Source organism: Bartonella sp. WD12.1 (assembly GCF_002022415.1).
Classification (GTDB): Bacteria; Pseudomonadota; Alphaproteobacteria; order Rhizobiales; family Rhizobiaceae; genus Bartonella.
Genome location: NZ_MUBG01000001.1, coordinates 1,668,165 through 1,693,044, shown reverse-complemented (window position 1 = coordinate 1,693,044; position 24,880 = coordinate 1,668,165). Strand labels below are relative to the sequence as shown.

Genomic DNA, 24,880 nt, shown 5'->3' with positions numbered 1-24,880 from the left:
TAAAAATCAGCAAAACACCTCTTTGAGACCCTACTTAAACACATTGTTAAACAGATAAATTTTATTTAACCTGCCAAATTACGCAAAACATAGTGCAAAATGCCACCATGATGCAAATAATCTAACTCATCCTCAGTATCAACACGACATAATAATGGCACAGTTTTCACCACTCCATCAGAAAAAGTGATTGTAGCTGTAGTCTTCTGACGAGGTTTCAAATTATCGATTCCTTCAATCGTTATTTGTTCATCTCCTTTTAAACCAAGCGATTGCCAACTTGCACCCGCTTCAAATACAAAGGGAACAATACCCATACCAACAAGATTAGACCGATGAATACGCTCAAAAGATTGAGCAATCACTGCTTTTACACCAAGAAGATTAGTGCCTTTAGCCGCCCAATCACGAGATGACCCGTTACCATATTCAATACCAGCAAAAATAACGAGCGGAACTTTTTCTTGCTTATACGCCATTGCTGCATCATAAATTGTTGTTTCCTCTTTGGATGGATAATGAACTGTATAACCTCCTTCACGACCACTGGTCCCCAACATAAAATTACGAATGCGAATATTAGCAAAAGTTCCACGCATCATAACTTCATGATTGCCACGACGGGTTCCATATTGATTAAAATCAACCATTTTAACACCATGATCAATCAAATATTGTCCCGCAGGAGAATCAACCTTAATAGAACCAGCAGGAGAAATATGATCAGTCGTAATTTTATCACCAAACAAACCTAAGATTCGTGCATTTTTAATATCTTCTAATGCACCAGGAACTTTCAGCATACCGTCGAAATAAGGCGGATTACGCACATAAGTTGATTGATCATCCCAAGAATAGGTGACACCAGAAGGTACTTGGACTTCTTGCCAGTTTTCGTCTCCCTTAAATACATCTGCATATTTCTCAACAAAAATCTTACGAGTAACATTTTCTTCGATAAATTCTTGTATTTCTTTAGAAGTAGGCCAAATATCTTTTAAGTAAACTAGCTGACCATCCGAGCCTCTACCAAGAGGCTCTTTGGTTAAATCTTTGCGTACCGTCCCCATAAGAGCATGCGCTACAACCAACGGTGGTGAAGCTAAATAATTTGCTTGTACATCAGGTGATACACGCCCTTCAAAGTTACGATTACCTGAAAGAACTGCTGAAGCAATTAAACCATTATCGTTTATCGTTTTGGAAATGGCTGGTAGCAAAGGACCAGAGTTCCCAATACATGTCGTACATCCAAACCCAACTAAGTTAAACCCTAAAGCATCCAAATCTTTCTGAAGACCTGAACTAAGAAGATAAGCTTCAACTACCTGTGAGCCAGGTGCAAGAGAAGTCTTAACCCATGGCTTGGTTTTGAGACCTTTTGCCACAGCATTACGTGCCAAAAGGCCAGCAGCAATAAGAACACTTGGATTTGATGTATTCGTACAAGAAGTAATCGCAGCAATCACCACATCCCCATGACCGAGCTCATACTCCTCACCCTCAACCTTATAACGGGCATTTTGCCCAGTAGTTTTCTTATAATCATGAACCAATGCCATCTCAAAACCTTGACCCACATCTTCCAATGGAACCCGCCCTTCAGGACGTTTGGGACCAGCCATAGAAGGCACAATGCTTCCCATATCTAATTCAATTACATCACTAAAAACAGGATCAGATCCTGTTTCATCACGCCACATTCCCTGTGCTCTGGAATAAGCCTCTACCAAAGCAATCTGACTTTCATCGCGCCCTGTCATATTGAGATAGCGTATTGTTTCTTTATCAATTGGGAAAAAACCACAGGTTGCCCCATATTCAGGTGCCATATTCGCAATTGTCGCCCGATCAGCAAGCGTCATATACTCTAAACCAGGACCAAAAAATTCAACAAATTTACCAACAACACCTTTTTGGCGTAAAATTTGTGTTACCCTTAGAACTAAGTCAGTAGCAGTTACACCTTCTTTCAACTTTCCAGTTAAATGAAAACCAATAACTTCAGGTAATAACATTGAAACTGGCTGTCCCAACATGGCAGCTTCTGCTTCAATACCGCCAACACCCCAACCTAAAACACCCAAACCATTCACCATGGTTGTATGCGAATCAGTTCCCACGCACGTGTCAGGATAAACCGTCTGACAACCATCCTCATTGTTCATCCATACACATTGCGCTAAATATTCTAAATTGACCTGATGACAAATCCCTGTTCTGGGAGGAACAACACGAAAATTTTTAAATGCTTTCTGCCCCCATTTAAGAAAACGATAACGCTCGCCATTGCGCTCATATTCACGTTCAACATTTTTCTTAAATGCCATCGAATTGCCAAAATTATCAACGATAATTGAATGGTCAATGACAAGGTCAACAGGAATGAGGGGATTGATTTTTTCAGCGTCCTCTCCCAATTTGACCATAGCATCGCGCATTGCAGCAAGGTCAACAATTGCAGGAACACCCGTGAAATCTTGCATGAGAATACGTGCGGGGCGATAAGAGATTTCTGTACCGGTGCTGCCTTTATCATTCAACCAATGAGCAATGTTTAAGATATTTTCTTTTTTAACTGTACGACCATCTTCAAATCGTAGCAGATTTTCGAGAAGAACCTTCATGGAAAATGGTAAACGAGAAACACCTTTAAGACCGTTTTTCTCTGCTTCAATCAAACTATAATAAACGTATTCTTTGCCACCAACATTTAAAGTTTTACGACAATTAAAACTATCAATTTGAGACATGATTGTTCATCCTTATATTATACATTCACTCATTTTCCGGAATGAACAACACAAGCTGCAGATATAAATGCAGCTTGAATACGAATGCAGTCACTTCCGCTATCCATTCCCCGCTTTTTTTAAGTCAATTCGCAGCTTGATCCTAAAATCCATTCTACATCGACAATTGATAGAACGTATACCTTATAAAACTATTCCTAGAACTATTCTAGATACAATTACATAAAAAACGTGTTTTTTATTTTACAATGTAATAAAAGCTATAGAAATAATAAGAATAACAGGCAATCACATGGTGTTATTAGGTAAAAATCTAGCAGCACGTAGAAATGAAGAAATTTTATTTCAAGGCCTTTCTTTTTGTCTACTCCCACAACAACTCATGACAATTACAGGCCCAAATGGCATCGGAAAATCGACATTATTGCGAATCATTGTCGGCCTTCTTGAAGCTGCTGAAGGCCATGTCATTTTTAAAGAACAAACACAAACATATCCCTTAGCTAGTGTATGTCATTACCTAAGTATTCAAAATGCTATGAAATCCTCCTTATCAGTCATTGATAATTTGCAATTTTGGGCAGCATTTTACGGTCAATATCTGCGTACTCCCCATGAAGCTCTTGCAGATGTTGGTCTTTCTGATCTTGGGCATTTACCTTTTCGCGTTTTATCAACTGGGCAAAAAAGACGCGTAGCTATTGCTCGTCTCTTGCTGTCCTATCGTCCTGTTTGGATTCTAGATGAACCAACATCTGGCGTTGATAGTCATACCCAAATCATTTTCGCAAATCTTTTTCAGAATCATCTCAACCAAGGCGGCATGGTTATTGCTGCAACCCATATACCTCTTGGTCTTTCAGCAAACTATACGATTGCCCTAGAGCATTTCTTACCCTTATAAAGAAGAAAATATAAATGAAAGCATTATTCTGGCGAGATCTTAAATTAACCTTAGAACCACAAGTTTCTTCACTAACAGAGCTCTTATTTTTCATTGCTGTTATTATGATCATTCCTTTTACCATCGGGCCAGATCCAGATATTCTCGCACGAATAGGTCCAGGTATATTATGGCTTGGTGCTCTTTTAGCTAGTCTACTTAACCTTAATAAACTGTTTCAAATTGATCATGATGACGGAAATCTTGATCAACTTATCCTTGCCGCTCACAGACAAAGCTTAACACTTATTGTTTTTACCAAATGCCTTGCGCATTGGGCAGGCACTATGCTTCCTCTTATTTTTGCTACCCCTATTTTAGCATTTATGCTCCATTTAGATACTAAAACAACTTTCGCAACGATGCTCACCCTCTTATGTGGAACACCTGCTATCATTTTTATTGGTGCCATTGGTGCAGCATTGGCAATATCATTGCCGCACAGTACTATCCTTACTTTCATTATTATTCTGCCATGGACAATTCCAATCATGATCTTTGGTGTTGCAGCTGCTACAGCCCCAATAATACCAAACATCTTTTTTACTGCCTTGGCTTTTCTTATTGCTTTCTCACTTTTTTTGAGTGTCTTTAGCTCTTTTGTCGCAGCTATAACACTGAAATATTTATTAGAATAATAAAAGATAATTGCTGCAAAACTAAAGTTTGCTTATTATAAACTTATGAATGAATTATCACGTCAAAAAAATACGAAGCTTTTCCTTATAAATTCAACTCGTTTTATGGAAATCAGCAGTGCTGTTTTACCTTGGTTAACCAGCGCAACAGTGCTTTTTCTTCTCTTAGGATTAGCTCTTGTTATACATTCTCCCGATGACTATCAACAAGGTATTACTGTTAGGATTATGTACATTCATGTACCTTTTGCGTGGCTATCTACAATTTGCTACATTATGATGAGTGCTGCTGCACTAATCAGCTTGATTTGGAATAATTGCCTTGCTGATATAGCACTCAAATGTAGTGCTCCCATTGGGGCAATTTTTACAGCTTTAGCCTTAATGACAGGAGCCCTTTGGGGACGCCCTACATGGGGAACATGGTGGGTATGGGACGCTAGATTAACATCAGTTTTAATCTTATTTTTTATTTATCTTGCTATTATCACGCTCGCCCGTGCTTTTGACAACCAAGTAAAAGCCGCACGTGCTACAGCGATTTTAACACTAGTTGGATTAGTTAATATCCCCATTATTAAATTTTCCGTCAATTGGTGGAACACGCTTCATCAATCAGCATCACTTTTACGTTCAGGTGGCACAACAATTGATGGCCCCATGCTATGGCCACTTATAACTATGATGTTTTGTTTTACTCTTCTATTTATCTTATTAAACTTAATGGCCATGCAAAATGAAATTACTCGTCGTCATATTCAAGTACTCCAAACTAAAATAACTCGTCGTACTTAACATTAAAACTTCTTTACCATGCCCAACTTAAATAATATGCAAAATAAACTTTTAGAAAATTTTTCCCAGCGCATTGATTTTCTTCTTGGCACTCTTCATCATGAACAAACTGTCATTTTAAGCTATATGCTTTCTGCAATTACTCTCCTTTGTTTTATTGGGCACATTCTCCGTAAAGGAGCACATCAAAGAAAAATCTTGCAACAACTACAAGCAAAAGAGCTTATTTTGGAAGAAAAATGCGATGAAAACAACTCCATCCAAATATAAAAAAAGTATATCTTTACCTATTTTATTTGGCTTGCTTGCACCATTTTTGCTCTTTCTTCTACTGATCTTACTGTTCTTTAGTTCCATAAAAAACAAACACTCTAATGCTCTCTCCCTCACCTCAAATATATTAATTGGAAGACCAGCTCCCAAAACTCACCTTCCCTTATTAAACAAAGATGATTATTTAAATTCAAAACAGTTTAAAGGACGCGTAATATTAATTAACTTTTGGGGATCCTGGTGCCCACCGTGTCGCGAAGAACATCCTGTCCTTATGAAAATCGCAAAAGATCATCGTTTTGATCTTATCGGAATTAATTTTAAAGATAATAAAGAAAATGCCAAACGTTTTTTAACTCATTTTGGCAATCCTTTTAAATTTATCGGTTTTGATATTTCAAACCATACAGCCATTAACTGGGGCGTATATGGACCACCGGAAACCTTTGTTCTGGATAAAGAAAGTATCATCATTGCCAGACATATTGGCCCCTTAACATGGCAAATTTATCAAAAAGAAATTCTGCCCAAAATAGAAAAAACTATAACTGTAGAAGAATCTTCCAACGATAAATTATTTATTTCACCTAAATAAACAATTGTAATCTTTCGGTGTTTTATTAAGCAATTAAACAAACAAGCAATTATTTTTTGATTTAAATCATTTCCATATTAGAGTAGATATTTCAGCTTTCTTACTGAATCTTAAAATTAGTTTGTAACACCGTATGTTTAGTTTAGCTTCACTCTCTTGATATGCACTTTTTGTACAAGCACATATTTTAATACTTTATTTCTCAGATTACTATAATTTGGTTCACACCACATTCCACGCAGTATTACTAATTCTACCCTATGAACCATAACCTTAAATATTTCAACTAATCGTGTTAATATACAATAATAGGCTTTAATAGAATTTATTGCTGCCATATCAATAATAGCCTCAATTAACATATACAGTTAACAAAGAACCTCTAGAAATAAGAAGCAATAAAACTGCTCAAAAACTAATAGTCATTAAATGCGCACAGTCAGTTCTTTGATATAGTCATCAAAACTTGCTTGAACTTCCTATTACCTTCGTTTTAGGAGAATTTTTTATCGTAAAAATGCACCAAAAAATGAAAAATAAATATCAAATACACCAGTTGAATGATACAGTTTATCCTTAAGAATTAAGAAATACCTAAAAATAAAAAACATCCACGGAATAATGAAATTTTGTCTAAATTTTGCGATGATTTATACACTCACCAATGCGTATTATCATTCGAATAACCACGAAAAACAAAACTTGAACCCAAAAAATTCTAATGAAAATTTCATATCCATTTTAATATATATCTTCACAAAAGATTTCTTTTATAAGATCCAGATTTAAAGAATAATTTTGTATTTTTTAAATTAAAATTCACTTATAAAATATAAATTCTGATATAAGATAATATCTTAATTATATTCTTATTCGCCGTTTTTCCGATATTGGTTGAAATGCTATTTTGGCGTGAAAAGCGCAATAAGGGTTGCCTTCACCAGAATCAGCACCACAAAAATGAAAATCTGATGACAAAGGATCTCCGACTGGCCATCTACATGTATTTTCACTTAGTTGCAAAAGATTAAGATGACGTGAAATAGGAACAACCACTTTTGATTGCTCTAGAACATCAACTGCTGCCACATCTTCAGCTATAAAATCCATTTTCAAAGCTGTAGCTCCAACACTGCAAGAAATAGTATTTTCCGGAACTACAGAAGATGCAGCGCGGCGCATTCGTGGTATCGATGAACCAACACCTGCTGATGTTTTTTGTACACGCGATATCACAGGTGTTGTTTTACCACGCCCTGGTAATTTTAGCCGATGCACTTTACCGATCACTGCATTTCTGCTAACCCCACCCAGTTGAGCTGCGATCTGACTTGCACTTAGACCCTCACTCCAAAACTTCTTAAGAAGTTCAACGCGTTCACATGTCCAGCCCATACAAGAACTCCTTTTTGATTATATCATTGAAATGCATCTTTATCGCATTTTCAAATGTCTTAACTTTATTTTAAACAAATTTTTATATTTTAAAATCAAGCGCAAAAAGATCTCTTTTGATCCGTAGATTTACAAACGTAAATACAATTTCGTTTGCTTATTTAGACTATAATATGCACTGACTCTATGACAAGAGCCTTTACCCTCTGAAATGTCTTTTTAAAAAGTTTTCCCCAACTTGCGAATCAATCATAGACAAAATCCTTTTTTTTGCTCCAACTTTTTCATGTACATATACCTTTTAGGAACCTTAATTGACTTTTTATGAATTGGCGCGATAGTTTATCAATCAAATTTGAAGTACCGATCACATTGTATTGATAAGCGTAGCATTTTTATTCATCAGATTGCGGTGCTTAAGAAATAAAGGAAATAATAATGGGAAGCACCTCTACACAATCACTTTATAATAGTTTTGCTCGGCGTAATTTGTGTTTTAAACAAGGCGATGGTGTATGGCTTATTTCTGACAAAGGAGAGCGTTATCTTGATTTTACATCTGGCGTTGCTGTCAATGTTTTAGGATATGCTCATCCAAAACTAATTAATGCTCTTAAAATAGAGGCTGAAAAGCTTTGGCATATCTCCAATCTTTTTCAATCCCCTGAACAAGAAGCCCTTGCTACGCGTCTTTGTGCAAATAGCTTTGCTGATAAAGTTTTTTTCTGTAACTCTGGTGCAGAAGCATTAGAGTGTGCATTTAAAACTGCCCGACGTTACCACTATGCCAATGGTCAACCAGAACGTTTTGAAATTATTACTTTTGAAGATGCATTTCATGGCCGTACACTTGCAACACTTGCTGCTAGCGGACAAAAAAAATATCTTGAAGGTTTTGGGCCTAAAGTAAGTGGTTTTATTCAAGTTCCCTTTGGGGATGAAAAAGCTTTACGTAATGCCATCAATAAAAATACTGCAGCCATCCTTATTGAACCCATTCAAGGAGAAGGGGGGCTACTCGTAGTACCTCTTGAAACTCTAAAGCTTTTACGCAACCTATGTGATGAAAATAATCTATTATTGATTTTAGATGAAGTCCAAACTGGTATCGGGCGCACAGGTAAACTTTTCGCTTATGAATGGAGTGATATTACACCTGATATTCTTACTCTAGCAAAAGGGTTGGGTGGTGGCTTTCCATTAGGGGCTTGCCTTGCAACAGATAAAGCTGCACAAAGCATGACACCGGGAACCCATGGCTCAACTTTTGGAGGCAATCTTCTTGCTATGGCTGTTGGCAATAGTGTTCTTGATATTGTATCAGAACCTAATTTTCTTAACCATGTTCAACACGTAGCTCATCAGCTAAAACAAGGGTTTTTAACTATCCTTGAAACTTACCCTGATGTTATTTGCTCAGTTCAAGGAAAAGGCCTTATGATAGGTATCCAGTGTATCGTTCCCCAAAATGATGTCATCACTGCATTGGAAAACGAACATATTTTAAGTGTTAGTGCCGGCAATAACTTTGTGCGTTTCTTACCTCCTCTCATCATAACCGAAGAAGAAATACATGAAGGTCTGCACCGTATTGAAAAAGCAATTGCTCACCTTTCAAATTCATAAAAAACAAATATAATCTCATGACAAATGCTCTTCGCCATTTTATTGACTTATCCATTTTAACCCCGCAAACAGCACGCACTATCATCGATTATGCTGCAATCTTTAAAACAACTTTCAAAGCATGGCAAAATTCACAACCCTTTGTTGGTAAAACATTAGCAATGATTTTTGAAAACCGTCTACACGCACTCGCATTTCATTTGATATCGGCATGTAACAGCTTGGTGGAGAAACGCTGATGTTAACTGGTTTAGAGATGCAACTCAGTCACAGTGAAACCATTACTGATACAGCACGAGTATTATCACGTTTTGTAGATATCATTACACTAAAGACTACAGCACACCATCGAATGCTCGAATTAGCACACCATGCCCAAATTCGTGTCATTAACGCCCTCACAGATGATACACATCCTTGCCAAATTCTAACAGATATTCTTACTTATGAAGAGCATTGTGGACCAATTTCCGGAAAAATATTTGCTTGGATGGGAAACGGTAATAATGTTCTTTATTATTTAATCCAAGCAACAGCTCTTTTTAACTTTCCCTCACGCATTGCCACACCCAAAGGCAGCAAACCACAAACAAAATATGTTGAGTGGTCACGTAAATGGGGTGCTCATATTATACTTACTAACGATCCCGAAAAAGCTGTAGAAATGCTGATTGCATTATTACCGATACATGGGTTTCAATGGGGTAAGAATTTCGTGCCCGCAATCATTCTATTTTTCAACACTATCAAGTCAATGAAGCTTTAATGAAATTAGCAAAACCCAATGCTCTTTTTACGTATTGCCTTCCTGCTCATCGTGGCGAAGAAGTCGTAGATACTGTAATTGATGGACCAAATTCTGTCATTTTTGATGAAGCTGCAAATTGTCTTCATACACAAAAAGCGATTCTTGCTTGGTATTTACATGACCCATTTTTCTCTGCACAATAACTTATTCAAAATCATAAAAAGTCAAAAATATGAACGCTGAAAGTGAAAAAACCAATAACGAAACTTATTCTAATGACGTCTTCTTGAATGGAGATGATACTGTTATTTCTTTTCAAGTTGAAGGACTTGACGTGCGTGGACGTATTGTACAACTTGGAGAAGCTGTAAATTCTATTCTTACAAGCCATCAATATCCTGAACCTGTCTCTTATCTTTTGGCAGAAGCTTTGGTTTTAACCGTTCTGCTTGGGACATCACTCAAAATTAAAGGGAAATTTATCTTACAAACCCACTCTAATGGACCAGTAAATATGCTGGTATGTGACTTTACTACTCCCTCTCAGCTGCGTGGCTACGCTCGCTTTGATGAAAAAAGTTTAAAACAAGCGATAACCAATGGTCAAACATCTTCAGAAATGCTGCTTGGCAAAGGAACTTTGGCATTTACCATCGATCAAGGCTCCCATACGAAACGCTATCAAGGAATTGTCGCATTAGATGGATCAAATCTACAGGAGGTTGCCTGTACTTATTTTGATCAATCAGAACAAATCTCCACAGATATCCGTTTGGCAGCAGCCACGTTAATCAATCATAATCACCAAGGAAAATTAACAAAAACCTGGCGAGCAGGGGGTATTTTAACCCAACTTTTGCCTCAGGCATCACCCCATCATAAAACGCATATAGTACATAAACAAGTAAAAGAAACCAAAACTCATGCCCAACTTAAAGATCAATGGCAAGAAGTCAAAGTGCTCACTAAAACCATTGAAAATGAAGAGCTTACAGACCCCCAAGTTGGTCCTAAACGGTTACTGTTCCGTCTTTTTCATGAACAAGGCGTTACAGTTTTTAACGCCTCTTCTATTGTGGCTCAATGTTCTTGCTCGCGCAAAAAAATTAAAATGATATTAGATAAATTTTCTACTGAAGAACGTTCTCAAACAGTCGAAAACCAACAAATTTCAGTCACATGTGAATTTTGTTCAACAGTCTATTATTTCAAACCACAAGAATTTCCTGAAACAAAACACGAATAATCTCTACTTATAATAAAGAAGAGCTGTTTCTTCTTAATTCAACAATAAACATGATTTGCACAATTTCGCTAAACACAGCATCATAACTATTTCCCCTTACGTAAACTACGTAACCGGATATAAAGTGCGCCGTTTCCACCATGCTGACGAGAAGCTCTCTCAAAAGCATGAATATAATACCGAAAAATTGGTGTTGATAACCAATAAGGAACATACTGACATAAAACGCCATTACTTCCGTGTGATTGACCTTTTCCTGTAATCACTAGAACATAGCGTAATCCACGCTGTTGAGATGATTGTAAAAATTTCTTCAAGAAAAAATAGGCTTCATCCTGTATAAAACCATGAAGATCAATACATGCTTCAATAGGATAATGACCCTTTGCAATTTTACGATGTGTTGCACGATCAAAAAAATATATTTTTTCTGTTTGTTCTATCAACCCTCTATTGTTTTTAACCATTGCTAATTGTTTTTGATTTTGTTGAGAAAATGAAAGAACATGTTCTGCTTGCAGTTTTTTATGTTTGGTATTTTCAACATCTTCTCTCATAAAAGGAGAGCTCTCATCATGAAGTGGTATCGTAGTACGACAAACTTTTTCCCACAAAAGGCTGTCTTCTAACACTAATAACTTATGCCCCTTCTCCTCTTGACCTCTAGTCATTTTGACCCTGCAATTTTCTTTAAATTTAATTTAAAAAACTCAACAAACGAACAATCGTTTTAATCTCCATCTTCTGTTGCAAAAAGTTTCCAATTTGGATCTTGTGATAAACTGTTACGAACAAAGGTCCAAACATCTTTAATTTCTACAATAGTTTCAGGATCACCATCTATACATTGGTCTTGCTTATTATAAGTTACAGAAATAATTTCACTAATAATACGCACAGTTAAAAACTCTTCATTTTCTTGCATTTCTGCTGCAACAAATTCAACTTTATTAATCCCGACAAAAGTAAATTTGACTTTTTCCTCTCTCTTTTCACGTTGCTCAATAGCTGCACAAAAACTTTCAAAAACATCTTGAGAAAGTAATTTTTTAAGCTGATCACGATCGCCTTGAGCAAAAGCTGTCATAATCATCTCATAAGCAATTTGAACACCATTGACAAAAAATTGAGGAGAAAAATTAGAATCAGCCTGACAGATAGCCCGCAAACCATCATTCAATGCGCTCCCTTCTGGTGCAATTGCATCAATTTCGCTAAAATCTTTCTTTCGCGCGTTAGCCTGATGAGGAAACAAAAGACTATGATCAGCCGTTTCTGTTTCAATCTGCTTTTTAGAAGAACCAGAATAAGGATCAAAGGGAGGTCTTTCAAAACCAGTCCGCTTTCCTAATACATTACGCAGTTGCATAAAAACAACAACCATAATAACAAGAGCTATTACAAGTACAACGTCAAATTCCATGGGCGCTGTCAATCTCCAAACTTAAAGTGATCTGCAATAAACATTGCAGTTAATATTATTTATCAATAAATATATAAATTAAATAAATTTACCATTCAAATAGTGTTTATGGTCTCTAATTTAAGTTGAAAAGACACTATATATAAATTTTCCTATAAAAAATCTTTGAGAAGGGAAGTTTCGTGTGACAAAATTCTATCATATAAAGCCTCGCTTTTTTGTGGTTATTGTCCTTAGCGTTCTTTTTATCGAAATTGCCAGTTTTATTGTTGTTGGAAACGAAATCGGAATTTTAGCAACTTTAAGTTTAATCCTTTTAACAATGATAATTGGAAGTATTTTATTACGTATTCAGGGTATTAGCCTTTTTAAAAATATACAAAGAGAAATTATCCAAGGGACTATGTCAGAATATTATATAGCTGATGATGTCCTCATTATTATTGGTGCGATTTTACTTATTTTTCCTGGTTTTGTAAGCGATATTTTAGGAATATCACTCCTTATAAAACCTATACGTACTTTTGTCCGTTTCTTCTTTTTATCATTAAAAAATAAAATTAATGCTAAAACCAGTACCAATACCCAAAATGAATCTGAAAAAATAATTGAGCTTAACGCAGAAGATTATCAAAGCGATAATAAGGAATCTCCCTGGCGTATAAATGATGATCATTAAAACACAAAAAAAATAACAAAGACAAAAAGAACGTTTCTTGTAACCTTGCACAAAGCGTGGTAACCACTTCATTTTGAAACCTGAAAATATATGCATTCTCATGAAAGGTGTTTAATATGGCCGAAGGTGAAATAAATAATAAAAATGGAGGGCCAGTTTTTGCTGTATTGACTCAGTACTTAAAAGATTTTTCATTCGAAAATCCAAATGCCCCTCAGTCATTGCGTCCGCGAGAAAAAGCACCGCAAATTGATATTAACATAAACGTTGATGCCAACCCAGTTGGTAATGATAATTATGATGTAACCTTATCGCTTTCAGTCAAAGCCTTTGATGATGCTGAAGTGTTATTTCATGTAGAATTGATTTATGGTGGTATTTTTCATATTAAAAATATTCCACAAGAACACGTTATGCCATTGGTTTTTATTGAATGTCCTCGTCTTTTGTTTCCCTTTGCTCGGCAAATCATATCTGATGCTACTCACAATGGTGGTTTTCCACCCTTGCGCATTGATCCTATTGATTTTGCAGCTTTGTTTCAAAAGCGTATTGCTGAAGAGCAAAAAAATAACTCAACACAATCATCTTAAAAATTGTTTCAAAACAGATGTGATCTATTTTTGTTTTTTCAGTATCAAAAAGATCTTAAAATTTTAGTTTTTTCTTTCAAACAATTTTTGCTGCATGATAAGCTGCCAGTGTCGCAATATTGACGATATTTGTATCGTGTCCACTAAACGGCACAATTTGGACAGATTTTTTTAACCCAATTAAAATGGGGCCAATAATGGTTGCTTGGCCAAGCTCTTGTAACATTTTACTTGCAATTGAAGATGAATGATACCCAGGCATGACCAAAATATTAGCAGGCTCTGTTAACTTCATAAAAGGATATTGCTGCATTAGTTTAGGATTGAGTGCTACATCGGCACTCATTTCTCCATCAAATTCAAAATCAACCTTACGTTCACACAAAAGATTGACAGCATCCTGAATATGCTGAGTAACCTGCCCTTTCATATAACCAAAGGTAGAGAATGCCAAAAATGCTACCCGTGGCTGATACCCCAACCCACGAACAAAAGAAGCCGTCTGTTCAGCTATGTCGGCAAGTTCTTCAGCGCTAGGATGTTCATAAATAGCTGTATCAGCAATAAACACAGTTCGTTCACGACAAATAGCCATTGAGATACCAAGCAACCGTTCTTTTGGTTTCTCATCAATTACCCGGCGTATATCCAGTAAAGCTGTTTCATAATTTCGTGTTACCCCTGTAATCATTACATCAGCATGGCCCAATGCTACCATACAAGCGGCAAAATAATTGCGATCATTATTAATGCGGCGATGACAGTCTCTCAACAACCAACCTTGGCGCTGCATTTTTTTATAAAGATAATCAGCATAAGCATCCGTATAATCAGATAGCTTAGCATTAACAATAGAAATACCTTCACGTTCAAGATCAATTCCAGCAACAGTAGCAGTATCTTTAATCTGCTCTTCACGACCAATCAAAATTGCTTTACCCAATTTTTGATGAACATAAGAAACAGCCGCACGCATCACCTGTTCTTCTTCGCCTTCTGCAAAAACAATTTGTTTTGGCGTTTGACGAACACGATTATAAACACCACGCATCGTGGATGCAATGGGATCGCGCCTAGCATTTAAATCACGCTCATAAGCTTCTAAATCATCAATATGCTTCCTTGCAACACCACTCTCCATTGCTGCTTTTGCCACAGCAATTGAAACAACTGTAAGCAAACGTGGGTCAAACGGAACGGGAATAATATAGTTTGGACCAAATTTTAGCCGATTCCCGTGGTAAGCTTCTGCAACGCTATCTGGTACATCTTCGTGTGCCAAACCTGCAATAGCTTTCGCTGCAGCAATTTTCATACTTTCATTAATAACTGTCGCACGCACATCAAGTGCACCACGAAATATATATGGGAAACAGAGAACATTATTAATTTGATTAGGATAATCCGATCGACCTGTTGCTATAATAGCATCATCACGTACTTGCATAACCTCTTCAGGTGTAATTTCGGGATCGGGATTGGCCATAGCAAAAATGATCGGCCGTGGAGCCATTGACTTAACCATTTCACGGGTTAGTGCACCTTTAACTGAAACTCCGAAAAATATATCAGCCCCTTCCATTGCTTCGGCAAGAGTACGTTTATCTGTTTTTGTAGCATGAGCAGACTTCCACTGATTCATCCCCTCTTCACGACCTTCATAGACAACACCTTTAGTGTCACATAACAGAATATTTTCAGGTCGAAAACCCATTGCTTTGATGAGCTCAATACAAGCAATCCCCGCAGAACCAGCGCCATTGCAAACCAACCGCGTATTCTTCATATCACGCCCAGTTAAATGCAAAGCATTGAGAACACCAGCGGCTACAATAACTGCTGTTCCATGTTGATCATCGTGAAAAACAGGAATGTTCATTATCTCGCGCAAACGGCTTTCGATAATAAAGCAATCAGGCGCCTTAATATCTTCAAGATTAATGCCGCCAAAAGATGGCTCCAAATGACGCACTAGATTGATAAAACTTTCTGTATCGTTTGTATCAATTTCTAAATCAATTGCATCAATATCTGAAAAACGCTTAAAGAGTACTGCTTTTCCTTCCATCACTGGCTTAGATGCCAGTGCCCCTAAATTCCCTAAACCTAAGATAGCAGTCCCATTTGATATAACAGCAACAAGATTGCCTTTTGCTGTATAATCATAAGCCAGTGCTGAATCATGAGCAATTTCTTTAACCGGAACAGCCACACCTGGCGAATAAGCAAGTGCTAAATCACGCTGAGTTGCCATAGATTTTGTTGCAACAATTTCAAGCTTTCCCGGCCGACCACGACTATGAAAATCAAGAGCTTCTTGCTCGCTTGCACTGTAAGCTTTTTTATGCACTTTTTGACCCTGTTCACTTTTTTTCATCTGACTTATTTTTCTCCAAAAACAGTATATATTCTGCTTACTAACGAGTGCAATTACTTGATTTTAAAGTTTGATTCATATGCTAAAAATCGCTATGTTTTCATTAAATAGATAATTTACTATACGTTTCAATTTAGAGATAATGAAGATCTGCATTGAAGTAAATAAAAAAGGGCATAAAAACCTATATCAAAGGAAATGGGCACGTCAAAATGACAGAAAAGACTGAAAAAAATAATTTAATCCCACAGTCTGCAACTGCACATCAAGAACGCCTTACACCTATGATGGAGCAATATATAGAAATCAAGGCAGTCAATAGCGATTCTCTCCTTTTTTATCGTATGGGTGATTTTTATGAATTATTCTTCAATGATGCAATTGAAGCTTCCCAAGCTTTAGGAATCACTCTCACAACACGTGGCAAACATTTAGGCGAAGACATTCCCATGTGTGGTGTTCCTGTTCATTCTGCAGATGATTATTTGCAAAAGCTTATCGCTTGTGGCTATCGTGTTGCTGTATGTGAACAAACAGAAGACCCTGCAGAAGCAAAAAAGCGTGGCTCAAAATCCGTTGTTCAGCGTGATGTTGTACGCCTTGTTACACCCGGAACCATAACAGAAGAAAAGCTTCTTGACCCAACGCGCGCAAATTATTTAATGACACTGGCTCGTACTAGAACCAATGATAGAAAAGAATTTGCCCTTGCTTGGATTGATATTTCCACGGGCATATTTCGTGTTACACAAAGTCACCCTGATAAACTCTTAACAGATATCATGTGCGTAGATCCACAAGAAGTGATTGTGGCTGATTCATTTTTTCATGATCCATCGCAGAAATCGCTCTTTAATGCTCTTGGTCGTATCGTCTCACCTCAACCACTTAGTCTTTTTGATACAATAACCGCTGAACATGACATTTGCAGTTATTTTAAACTATCAACTCTTGAAGGCATTGCAGACTATTCACCTGCAGAACTTTCCGCAATCGCCGCGGCTATCCGTTATATTGAAAAAACGCAAATCACTCATCGCCCTCCTCTTATGCGCCCTGAGCGCCAAAATGAAAGTGCTACCCTTTTTATTGATGCGGCTACTAGACTTAACCTTGAGCTTATTCGTACCACATCTGGACAACGCGATGGGAGCTTACTAAAAACTATCGACCGTACCGTCACAGGAGGTGGTTCTCGTCTTCTTGCTGACCGTTTAATTTCCCCGCTTACTACTCCTGAAATCATTGATAAACGTCTTGATTCAATCGCCTTTTTTCTGAGCAATACTTCTCTTGCAAAAGCTATTCGTCTCATTTTGAAAGGGGGGGCAGATATGCCGCGCGCAGTTTCACGTTTAGCTCTTGGCCGAGGAGGACCACGTGACATAGCTACAATTCAGCGCGGCTTTGAAATTATTAATGAGCTTAATCAACTTCTGAGCAATGAATTGCCTCCTCAAGAAATAAGCGACGTACGAGAAGTATTCTCACATTTACCCATTGCTTTGCATGTCCAATTAGAAAAAGCATTAGCTGATGATCTGCCTCTTCTTAAACGTGATGGTGGTTTTATTCGTCCCAATTATCATCAAGAATTAGATGAAACCCGCAGTTTACGTGACGAGTCCCGTCGTGTCATTGCTGAACTTCAAGCACAATATGCTCAAGAAACAGATATTAAAACACTCAAGATTAAGCATAATAACATTTTAGGATATTTCATTGAAGTCACAAGCCTACAAGCTTCAGCTCTCACAAATAACCCGCAATCAAAAGAACGCTTTATCCACCGGCAAACAATGGCAAGTGCTATGCGTTTTACCACAACAGAGCTTGTTGAACTTGAAAGTCGTATTGCTCATGCAGCAAATCACGCAATAACGCTTGAATTAGAAATCTTTGATACACTTGTTAATGAAATTACTGCACACGTTGATTTCATTCGTAAAGCTTCTGAAGCACTTGCTGTCTTAGATGTATCTGTTGCTTTAGCTCATTTAGCTGAAGAACAAGGATATTGTCGCCCCAAAATTGACGATTCGCTTACCTTTCAGATCACAGGAGGGCGCCACCCCGTTGTAGAACAAGCATTACGAAAACAAACAGCAGAATCATTTGTTGCTAATGATTGCGATCTCTCTGCACAAAAAGACCAACAATATGCAGAAATTTGGTTGTTAACGGGCCCAAATATGGGAGGAAAATCAACCTTTTTGCGACAAAATGCCCTCATTGCTATTATGGCACAAATGGGCTCTTTTGTTCCAGCTACTTCAGCTCATATTGGTATTGTTGACCGCTTATTTAGTCGTGTTGGTGCTTCTGATGATCTTGCACGGGGGCGTTCAACTTTTATGATGGAAATGGTCGAAACAGCAACCATTCTCAATCATGCTAGTAACCGTTCTCTTGTTATTCTTGATGAAATCGGGCGAGGTACATCAACTTTTGATGGCCTCTCAATTGCTTGGGCAGCTGTTGAATATCTTCATGAAGTCAACCACTGTCGTGCTATTCTTGCCACACACTTTCATGAAATGACAGCACTGACTAAAAAACTCAACCGTCTTCATAATGTGACAATGAAAGTCAAAAATTGGAATGGCGATGTGGTCTTTCTTCATGAAGTCGCTAAAGGAGCTGCTGACCGATCCTATGGCGTACAGGTTGCAAAGCTCGCAGGGCTTCCCACAGCAGTTATCACTCGTGCCACAGATGTTCTACAACAATTAGAAACAAGTGAAATGGCTGGAAAAGGAAACAAATTAATTGATGACTTGCCGCTATTTTCTCCTCAAACACCATCACCCACAACTGAAGAAACAAACAAATATTATGCAATTAAAGAAGCTTTAAATAATATCCATCCCGACGAATTATCACCCAAGGCTGCGTTAGAAGAGCTTTATCGCCTTAAACAATTGAATACACAATGAATTCTTTCATAAACTGCAGCAAAATTTCTTGTTATTTATTTAGTCATATTTTTTAAAAAAGCTTCATCTGAATTTAAATTCTTTTGATTTTTCTCTTTTTAGGATTCATAATTTTTTATTTGGAACACAAACAATCTAACAAGTGAGCTTCATTTTTCTGATTTTTCCTTACCAACAACACTAAGTGATTTAGTTATCAGTATTATGGTGCACCAGTTTCTTTGGTAAACATTCTTACCTTGTCAAGATAACCTTCAAATATACCGCTCTATTCATTCCCCGTTTATGTTTACAACTCATTGTATTATTATTGCTTTTTGTTATGATCAGCACAATTTATAGATAAGTGTAAACTGATTTCATCCCTTAACTCTAAATCTTCTCTATATTAAATTGAATTTTCTACTTTAATCAAATACTACGAACCGCACCTTTAGCAGCAGAAGTGGTCATAGCTGCATAAGCTTTTAGAGCCTTTGAAATTTTACGCTTACGTTCTTCAACTGGTTGCCAAGCAGTATTTCCTTTTTCTTCCATCCTGGCACGACGGCGCATAATCTCAATGTCATCGACCATCAATTGAATGATACGGTTGGGAATATCAATTTCTATGATATCACCCTCTTCCACTAAAGCAATTGTGCCTCCCTCAGCAGCTTCTGGTGAAATATGACCAATAGAAAGCCCTGAAGACCCTCCCGAAAAGCGACCATCTGTTACAAGCGCGCAAACTTCTCCTAATCCTTTAGACTTAAGATAGCTAGTTGGATAGAGCATTTCTTGCATTCCAGGCCCACCGCGTGGACCTTCATAACGGATCAAAACAATGTCACCTGGCTTAATTTTATCAGCTAAGATTGCTGAAACAGCTGAATCTTGACTTTCAAAAATCCGTGCAGGACCTTTAAAAGTTAAAATCGATTGATCAACACCTGCCGTTTTCACAATACAACCATCTTGTGCAAGGTTCCCATAAAGAACCGCCAAACCTCCATCTTGTGAATAAGCGTGCGCAATATCACGGATGACACCTCTTTCACGATCAAGATCAAGAGTATCATAACGAGATGCTTGGCTAAAAGCTACCTGTGTTGATACACCACCTGGTGCCGCACGGTAGAATTCATGAATGCTTTTTTCATTGGTTTGTTTCACATTCCATCGACACAGAGCCTCTTTCATCGTTTTTGCATGAACCGTGTAAGTTGATGTATCGATAAGTCCAGCTGCATCTAATTCACCCAAAAGCCCCATAATACCACCAGCGCGATGAACATCTTCCATATGAACATTAGCAACAGCAGGTGCAACTTTACATAAAACAGGAACACGGCGTGAAAGACGGTCAATATCAGCCATGGTAAAATCCACCTTGCTTTCCTGTGCTGCTGCTAAAAGATGCAGCACAGTATTAGTTGATCCGCCCATGGAAATATCTACAATCATTGCATTTTCAAAAGCCTTACGTGAAGCAATAGAACGCGGCAAAACTGTCTCATCGTCTTGTTCATAATAACGTTTTGTCAATGTAACGATACGTCGGCCTGCTTCTTCAAAAAGCCCCTGACGATCTGCATGTGTAGCCAACATTGATCCATTTCCAGGAAGAGAAAGTCCTAATGCTTCGGTAAGACAATTCATAGAATTGGCAGTAAACATGCCTGAACAAGAGCCACATGTAGGACAAGCGGCGCGTTCCATTTCAGAAACTTCTTCCTCTGAATTACGATCATCAGCTGCAACGATCATTGAATCAACTAAATCAACAGTAATATCCTGATCTTTCCATGTAATCTTGCCCGCTTCCATAGGGCCACCTGAAACAAAAATTGTTGGAATATTTAACCGTAAAGAAGCCATCAACATGCCAGGCGTAATTTTGTCGCAATTAGAAATGCAAACAAGAGCGTCTGCACAATGAGCATTGATCATATATTCAACAGAATCAGCAATGATTTCACGAGAAGGTAAAGAATAAAGCATTCCATCATGCCCCATAGCAATCCCATCATCGATAGCAATAGTGTTAAATTCCTTTGCAACACCACCAGCGGCAGCTATTTCTTGCGCAACAAGTTGCCCAAGATCTTTTAAATGTACATGCCCTGGCACAAATTGTGTAAAAGAATTCGCAATTGCAATAATGGGCTTACCAAAATCCGTGTCTTTCATCCCTGTTGCACGCCAAAGACCACGAGCCCCTGCCATATTGCGTCCATGAGTTGATGTCCTTGAACGATAAAAAGGCATTATTTTTTTCCTTGAATAATTTAAAAATTCTTCTCTGTTTGTTCTGAACCCCAATTATAAAGACAAGAATTTTAGTGCTAAAATAATATTATTCTACTGAAGCATTTGAATCTCTAAAAGATTAATATTCTTTACAAAATTCAATTCAATAGCTGTTATTTGTCCATAATTAATAAGATTATCCTATGTACTACTTCTTTAATTTTACTTAAATATAACAATAACTTACAAGAACAAAATAAAAGCACAATCAGACAATAACAATAACTAATATTAATTGAATTTATGATGAATAAAAATTTAAATCATGAATTTATAATGCATAATGCATTGATTTTATTATTTTTTTTGAAGACAAACTAATTCCATTGCTATTTTAGTATGTGCTGCGCATTACGAATCATGAAGTTAGCATTATTTCCAGTTTATGGATCTAATTTTACGCTACTCTTGAAATCTTTTATTACAGGCTATAATCCAATCAATGGCTTTTTTGTAATGCCTTCGAGCAATGATAGAACTTTTGTTTAATGAATAGTTTATTTTACTTTGCTTTTATTAAACTTTCAGTTTTATGGCTGTTAAAAATCTAAAAAGGCATAGAATGAATGAGTGCAAGATAAACATATTACACACTTATTGAATAAACCTCTTAAAAAAGAGATTTATCACGAAAACCGCGGTGCCTCTCAACCGATGTATCAATCTTCTTTCCAAATATTTGCATTATATTGAGAAAAATACCCCGACCTTTTTGGTGGAGCTAAGCGGGATCGAACCGCTGACCTCTTGCATGCCATGCAAGCGCTCTCCCAGCTGAGCTATAGCCCCATAAAAGATACCCTCTCTTCCCAAAAGGAAGATTAACAATCTAACAAGATTCCTAAAACGAGAAAAATCGAAGATCAAGAAGAATTTGTTTTAACAAAACAATACTGAATCTTCTCATTTTCTTTAAGTACCATCATCGTCTGGAACACTACCACCAATAATATCGGTCACATCATCATCTTCATCGCTTTCAGCGTGCGATAAAAATGTATCGTCGTCATCTCCGAGATCCATATCATCATCTTCCAAAATAGGGAGATCATCATCCTTAGAATCGTCAACATCTTCTTCCAAGCAACATAAAAGCAGACTTTTCAAGTGCTGTATCTAGCTCTTCAGTGTCAACTTCTTCTTCGCTACTGGCTTCAGCGGCTGCAACTTCAAAATAAGAGCGCGGATAAGAAAGCCCTGTATAAGGTGATACAATAGGATCACGATTAAGATCATAAAATTTCTTTCCCGTTTCCGGGTCAACACGTTTGGTTCCAAGTTCCTGTTTTGCCATGGACCGTGCCTCTTTGGTTAGCTACAATTTCATTTAAAAACGAATTTAAGGTGCTTAAGCGAAAAACAATGTATTTGTCAAAGATAAATGCATCGTTTCACACGGATTTTCTCATGACGCTTATTAAAGCGTGTGCTAAAGAACACTTAATTTTGTAAAATTTAGATTAAAATTAAATAAAGCTTCTATGCAAAACGCAATACCCGCAACAGCTCAAAAATCTACCAATCTTTCTGGTACAATCAAAATACCAGGCGATAAATCAATCTCTCATCGATCTCTCATATTAGGGGGACTTGCAAATGGTGAAACACGTATTCACGGGCTTCTTGAAAGCGATGACATTTTGCAAACAGCTGCTGCTATGCAAGCTATGGGTGCCCATATTTGTAAGGAAAATAATCTCTGGGTCATTCAAGGAACCGGAAACGGCTGCCTTTTGCAAGCGCAAACATCTTTAAATTTTAAAAATTCTGGAACAAGCGCTCGCTTAATTATGGGAATGGTCAGTTCTTATCATATGAAAACAACCTTTATCGGTGATTCTTCTCTGTCTAAACGTCCAATGAAACGTATCCTTGATCCTTTGTGTTTAATGGGCGTTACAGTTGAAAAAATATACGGTGATCATTTGCCTTTAACACTTTACGGTCCTAAAATGGCTAGCCCGATTTGTTATCGTATACCAGTGGCTTCTGCCCAAGTTAAATCAGCAATTCTTCTTGCAGGTCTTAATACGCCCGGTATTACCACTGTTATTGAACCAATCATCACCCGAGATCACACAGAAAAAATGTTAAAAGCATTTGGTGCTGAACTTGAAATAGAGACAGACAAAAAAGGTACACGTTTTATTCACCTGAATGGTCAACCACACCTTACTGGACAAATTATAGATATTCCAGGAGACCCTTCCTCTGCTGCTTTTCCACTTATTGCAGCTCTTCTTGTGGAAGATTCTGATATTATTATTGAAAATGTTCTCATAAACAACTCTAGAATCGGTCTTATCCAAACATTGTGGGAAATGGGAGCTAAGATTGATTTTTTAAATCAACGCCAAACAGGCGGAGAGGATATTGCCGATCTACGTATCAGATCATCAGTATTAAAAGGCGTAACCGTACCTAAAGAGCGAACCCCATCAATGATTGATGAATATCCCGCCTTAGCAGTAGCAGCAGCCTTTGCTGAAGGTAAAACAACCATGCTAGGGATTGAAGAATTGCGTGTTAAAGAATCAGACAGGCTTTCTGCTATTGCCCAAGGATTAAAAATCAACAACGTAGATTGTGAAGAAGGCGTAGACTTCCTTATTGTCCATGGGAAAAACTCAACAAAAGGTCTAGGAGGTGGATGTGTTACAACACATCTTGATCATAGAATTGCAATGTGCTTTCTTATTTTTGGATTGGCATCAGAAAAACCTGTAACCATCGATGATACACGAATGATTGCCACCAGCTTTCCAGAGTTTATTCCCTTAATGCGTCAACTTGGAGGTCAAATTCTTTGAAACCTTTTGTCATTGCAATTGATGGCCCAGCAGCCTCTGGTAAAGGAACATTAGCCCGTAAAATTGCAACCCATTATCATCTTCACCATTTAGATACTGGTCTAACCTATCGCGGTGTTGCTTATGTACTTTTACAAAAAGGATTGCCTCTTGATGATGAAACCAGTGCTATCACATACGCCACAAAGCTTGATTTTAACACTTTAGATCCAAATCTTCTCACTTCTCATGAAATTGGTGAAGCAGCTTCAAAAGTAGCAACCATACCGGCTGTGCGCGAAATTCTTGTTGCAAAACAACGCAATTTTGCCAAAACTCTGCCAGGCAGCGTACTTGATGGCCGTGATATTGGCACTGTCGTCTGCCCTGATGCAAATATAAAATTTTACGTTTTTGCAAATGCTCAAACACGTGCAAAACGCCGCTATCAAGAAATTTTAAAAAAAGGAACACAAGCAGATTATTATGAGATCCTTGCTAATCTTAAACAGCGCGATATACGTGATTTAACCCGCAAACAAAGCCCTTTAAAACCAGCAAAAAACGCCCACTTGCTTGACACGTCAGAATTGAGTATAGAAGAAGCATTAACAGTTATGTGTACCTTTATTGATCCTGTCATAAAAGCCCATATTAGTTAAACAAAATCATCCTGGTGATTCCAGCTCAGCGCTAGCTTTTCTTTCCTGTATTAAAGATAAGAAATCATGGAATTACCTCATATTAACACTAACCCAGCGCTTATACCTTTTATAATA

The 24,880-nt window shown here is 37.4% G+C and carries 18 protein-coding genes, 1 tRNA gene and 2 pseudogenes; 13 read left to right on the top strand and 8 right to left on the bottom strand.

The window, feature by feature from the left end:
- Positions 1-65: 65 nt before the first annotated feature.
- Positions 66-2,753: an aconitate hydratase AcnA gene (gene acnA / locus BWD121_RS07515; protein WP_078664007.1), complete on the bottom strand. Its 2,688-nt coding sequence runs from the start codon at positions 2,751-2,753 to the stop codon at positions 66-68.
- A gap of 292 nt (positions 2,754-3,045) precedes the next feature.
- Between acnA and ccmA the strand changes: the two genes are divergently transcribed.
- The 5 genes from ccmA to BWD121_RS07490 are packed head-to-tail and all read left to right on the top strand — an operon-like array spanning position 3,046 to position 5,997.
- Positions 3,046-3,657: a heme ABC exporter ATP-binding protein CcmA gene (gene ccmA / locus BWD121_RS07510; RefSeq protein WP_078664006.1), complete on the top strand. Its 612-nt coding sequence runs from the start codon at positions 3,046-3,048 to the stop codon at positions 3,655-3,657.
- Positions 3,658-3,671: 14 nt separating this feature from the next.
- On the top strand, positions 3,672-4,334 hold the full coding sequence (gene ccmB, locus BWD121_RS07505; RefSeq protein WP_078664005.1) for a heme exporter protein CcmB: 663 nt from the start codon (positions 3,672-3,674) through the stop codon (positions 4,332-4,334).
- A 45-nt stretch (positions 4,335-4,379) separates the two neighbouring features.
- A complete protein-coding gene (locus tag BWD121_RS07500) occupies positions 4,380-5,129 on the top strand; it encodes a heme ABC transporter permease (RefSeq protein ID WP_078664004.1) in 750 nt (249 codons plus the stop codon).
- 18 nt (positions 5,130-5,147) lie between these two features.
- Entirely contained in the window at positions 5,148-5,399 is a 252-nt protein-coding gene (gene ccmD, locus BWD121_RS07495; RefSeq protein ID WP_078664003.1) for a heme exporter protein CcmD, read from the top strand.
- Complete coding sequence (locus BWD121_RS07490) at positions 5,374-5,997, top strand: DsbE family thiol:disulfide interchange protein (RefSeq protein ID WP_078664002.1); 624 nt, start codon at positions 5,374-5,376, stop codon at positions 5,995-5,997. The genes ccmD and BWD121_RS07490 overlap by 26 nt, the downstream gene beginning before the upstream one ends.
- 861 nt (positions 5,998-6,858) lie before the next feature.
- On the opposite strand, the gene BWD121_RS07480 is transcribed toward BWD121_RS07490, so the two are convergent.
- Positions 6,859-7,392: a GcrA family cell cycle regulator gene (locus tag BWD121_RS07480; RefSeq protein ID WP_078664000.1), complete on the bottom strand. Its 534-nt coding sequence runs from the start codon at positions 7,390-7,392 to the stop codon at positions 6,859-6,861.
- A gap of 438 nt (positions 7,393-7,830) precedes the next feature.
- Here BWD121_RS07480 and BWD121_RS07475 point away from each other — a divergent pair, with 438 nt between their 5' ends.
- From BWD121_RS07475 to BWD121_RS07465, 3 genes and pseudogenes are all read left to right on the top strand, one after another.
- Complete coding sequence (locus tag BWD121_RS07475) at positions 7,831-9,018, top strand: aspartate aminotransferase family protein (RefSeq protein WP_078663999.1); 1,188 nt, start codon at positions 7,831-7,833, stop codon at positions 9,016-9,018.
- A 17-nt stretch (positions 9,019-9,035) separates the two neighbouring features.
- Positions 9,036-9,969 (top strand): annotated as a pseudogene (gene argF / locus BWD121_RS07470) (ornithine carbamoyltransferase).
- Positions 9,970-9,998: 29 nt separating this feature from the next.
- On the top strand, positions 9,999-11,012 hold the full coding sequence (locus tag BWD121_RS07465; RefSeq protein ID WP_078663998.1) for an Hsp33 family molecular chaperone: 1,014 nt from the start codon (positions 9,999-10,001) through the stop codon (positions 11,010-11,012).
- An 86-nt stretch (positions 11,013-11,098) separates the two neighbouring features.
- Here BWD121_RS07465 and BWD121_RS07460 read toward each other — a convergent pair whose 3' ends face one another.
- Together BWD121_RS07460 and BWD121_RS07455 are read right to left on the bottom strand one after the other, a co-directional pair.
- Positions 11,099-11,683, bottom strand: a complete 585-nt coding sequence (locus BWD121_RS07460) for a Smr/MutS family protein (protein WP_078663997.1) — start codon at positions 11,681-11,683, stop codon at positions 11,099-11,101.
- Between the two features lie 59 nt (positions 11,684-11,742).
- On the bottom strand, positions 11,743-12,435 hold the full coding sequence (locus BWD121_RS07455) for a Tim44/TimA family putative adaptor protein (protein WP_078663996.1): 693 nt from the start codon (positions 12,433-12,435) through the stop codon (positions 11,743-11,745).
- Positions 12,436-12,619: 184 nt separating this feature from the next.
- Between BWD121_RS07455 and BWD121_RS07450 the strand changes: the two genes are divergently transcribed.
- Entirely contained in the window at positions 12,620-13,114 is a 495-nt protein-coding gene (locus BWD121_RS07450) for an FxsA family protein (RefSeq protein ID WP_078663995.1), read from the top strand.
- A gap of 116 nt (positions 13,115-13,230) precedes the next feature.
- Positions 13,231-13,707 carry a protein-export chaperone SecB gene (gene secB / locus BWD121_RS07445; protein WP_078663994.1) on the top strand — a complete coding sequence of 159 codons (477 nt, stop codon included), beginning with the start codon at positions 13,231-13,233 and terminating at the stop codon, positions 13,705-13,707.
- 76 nt (positions 13,708-13,783) lie between these two features.
- Here the strand turns inward: secB and BWD121_RS07440 are convergent, their stop codons facing one another.
- The gene (locus tag BWD121_RS07440) at positions 13,784-16,084 is read right to left on the bottom strand and encodes an NADP-dependent malic enzyme (protein ID WP_078663993.1); all 2,301 of its coding nucleotides are present in this window, start codon (positions 16,082-16,084) and stop codon (positions 13,784-13,786) included.
- A 212-nt stretch (positions 16,085-16,296) separates the two neighbouring features.
- Here BWD121_RS07440 and mutS point away from each other — a divergent pair, with 212 nt between their 5' ends.
- Positions 16,297-19,020 (top strand): DNA mismatch repair protein MutS, encoded by a 2,724-nt coding sequence (mutS, locus tag BWD121_RS07435; RefSeq protein ID WP_078663992.1) that lies wholly within the window; start codon positions 16,297-16,299, stop codon positions 19,018-19,020.
- 411 nt (positions 19,021-19,431) lie between these two features.
- Here mutS and ilvD read toward each other — a convergent pair whose 3' ends face one another.
- The 3 genes and pseudogenes from ilvD to BWD121_RS07420 all read right to left on the bottom strand — a co-directional run bounded on the left by ilvD (position 19,432) and on the right by BWD121_RS07420 (position 22,606).
- Complete coding sequence (gene ilvD / locus BWD121_RS07430) at positions 19,432-21,270, bottom strand: dihydroxy-acid dehydratase (RefSeq protein ID WP_078663991.1); 1,839 nt, start codon at positions 21,268-21,270, stop codon at positions 19,432-19,434.
- Between the two features lie 755 nt (positions 21,271-22,025).
- Positions 22,026-22,101, bottom strand: a tRNA-Ala gene (locus BWD121_RS07425).
- Between the two features lie 123 nt (positions 22,102-22,224).
- Positions 22,225-22,606: pseudogene (locus BWD121_RS07420) on the bottom strand (TIGR02300 family protein).
- A 187-nt stretch (positions 22,607-22,793) separates the two neighbouring features.
- Between BWD121_RS07420 and aroA the strand changes: the two are divergent.
- Both aroA and cmk read left to right on the top strand, forming a co-directional pair.
- Positions 22,794-24,122: a 3-phosphoshikimate 1-carboxyvinyltransferase gene (aroA, locus tag BWD121_RS07415; protein ID WP_078663990.1), complete on the top strand. Its 1,329-nt coding sequence runs from the start codon at positions 22,794-22,796 to the stop codon at positions 24,120-24,122.
- Entirely contained in the window at positions 24,119-24,763 is a 645-nt protein-coding gene (cmk, locus tag BWD121_RS07410; protein ID WP_078663989.1) for a (d)CMP kinase, read from the top strand. Before aroA ends, cmk begins: the two co-directional genes overlap by 4 nt.
- Positions 24,764-24,880 lie beyond the last annotated feature (117 nt).

Bases quoted from the DNA above. Each gene is read 5' to 3' on its own strand.
- aroA (WP_078663990.1), top strand. From the start codon at position 22,794: ATGCAAAACGCAATACCCGCAACAGCTCAAAAATCTACCAATCTTTCT.
- BWD121_RS07460 (WP_078663997.1), bottom strand. From the start codon at position 11,683: ATGACTAGAGGTCAAGAGGAGAAGGGGCATAAGTTATTAGTGTTAGAA.
- ccmA (WP_078664006.1), top strand. From the start codon at position 3,046: ATGGTGTTATTAGGTAAAAATCTAGCAGCACGTAGAAATGAAGAAATT.
- BWD121_RS07475 (WP_078663999.1), top strand. From the start codon at position 7,831: ATGGGAAGCACCTCTACACAATCACTTTATAATAGTTTTGCTCGGCGT.
- mutS (WP_078663992.1), top strand. From the start codon at position 16,297: ATGACAGAAAAGACTGAAAAAAATAATTTAATCCCACAGTCTGCAACT.
- BWD121_RS07455 (WP_078663996.1), bottom strand. From the start codon at position 12,435: ATGGAATTTGACGTTGTACTTGTAATAGCTCTTGTTATTATGGTTGTT.
- BWD121_RS07480 (WP_078664000.1), bottom strand. From the start codon at position 7,392: ATGGGCTGGACATGTGAACGCGTTGAACTTCTTAAGAAGTTTTGGAGT.
- BWD121_RS07440 (WP_078663993.1), bottom strand. From the start codon at position 16,084: ATGAAAAAAAGTGAACAGGGTCAAAAAGTGCATAAAAAAGCTTACAGT.
- BWD121_RS07500 (WP_078664004.1), top strand. From the start codon at position 4,380: ATGAATGAATTATCACGTCAAAAAAATACGAAGCTTTTCCTTATAAAT.
- ccmB (WP_078664005.1), top strand. From the start codon at position 3,672: ATGAAAGCATTATTCTGGCGAGATCTTAAATTAACCTTAGAACCACAA.
- BWD121_RS07490 (WP_078664002.1), top strand. From the start codon at position 5,374: ATGAAAACAACTCCATCCAAATATAAAAAAAGTATATCTTTACCTATT.
- secB (WP_078663994.1), top strand. From the start codon at position 13,231: ATGGCCGAAGGTGAAATAAATAATAAAAATGGAGGGCCAGTTTTTGCT.
- ccmD (WP_078664003.1), top strand. From the start codon at position 5,148: ATGCCCAACTTAAATAATATGCAAAATAAACTTTTAGAAAATTTTTCC.
- BWD121_RS07465 (WP_078663998.1), top strand. From the start codon at position 9,999: ATGAACGCTGAAAGTGAAAAAACCAATAACGAAACTTATTCTAATGAC.
- ilvD (WP_078663991.1), bottom strand. From the start codon at position 21,270: ATGCCTTTTTATCGTTCAAGGACATCAACTCATGGACGCAATATGGCA.
- acnA (WP_078664007.1), bottom strand. From the start codon at position 2,753: ATGTCTCAAATTGATAGTTTTAATTGTCGTAAAACTTTAAATGTTGGT.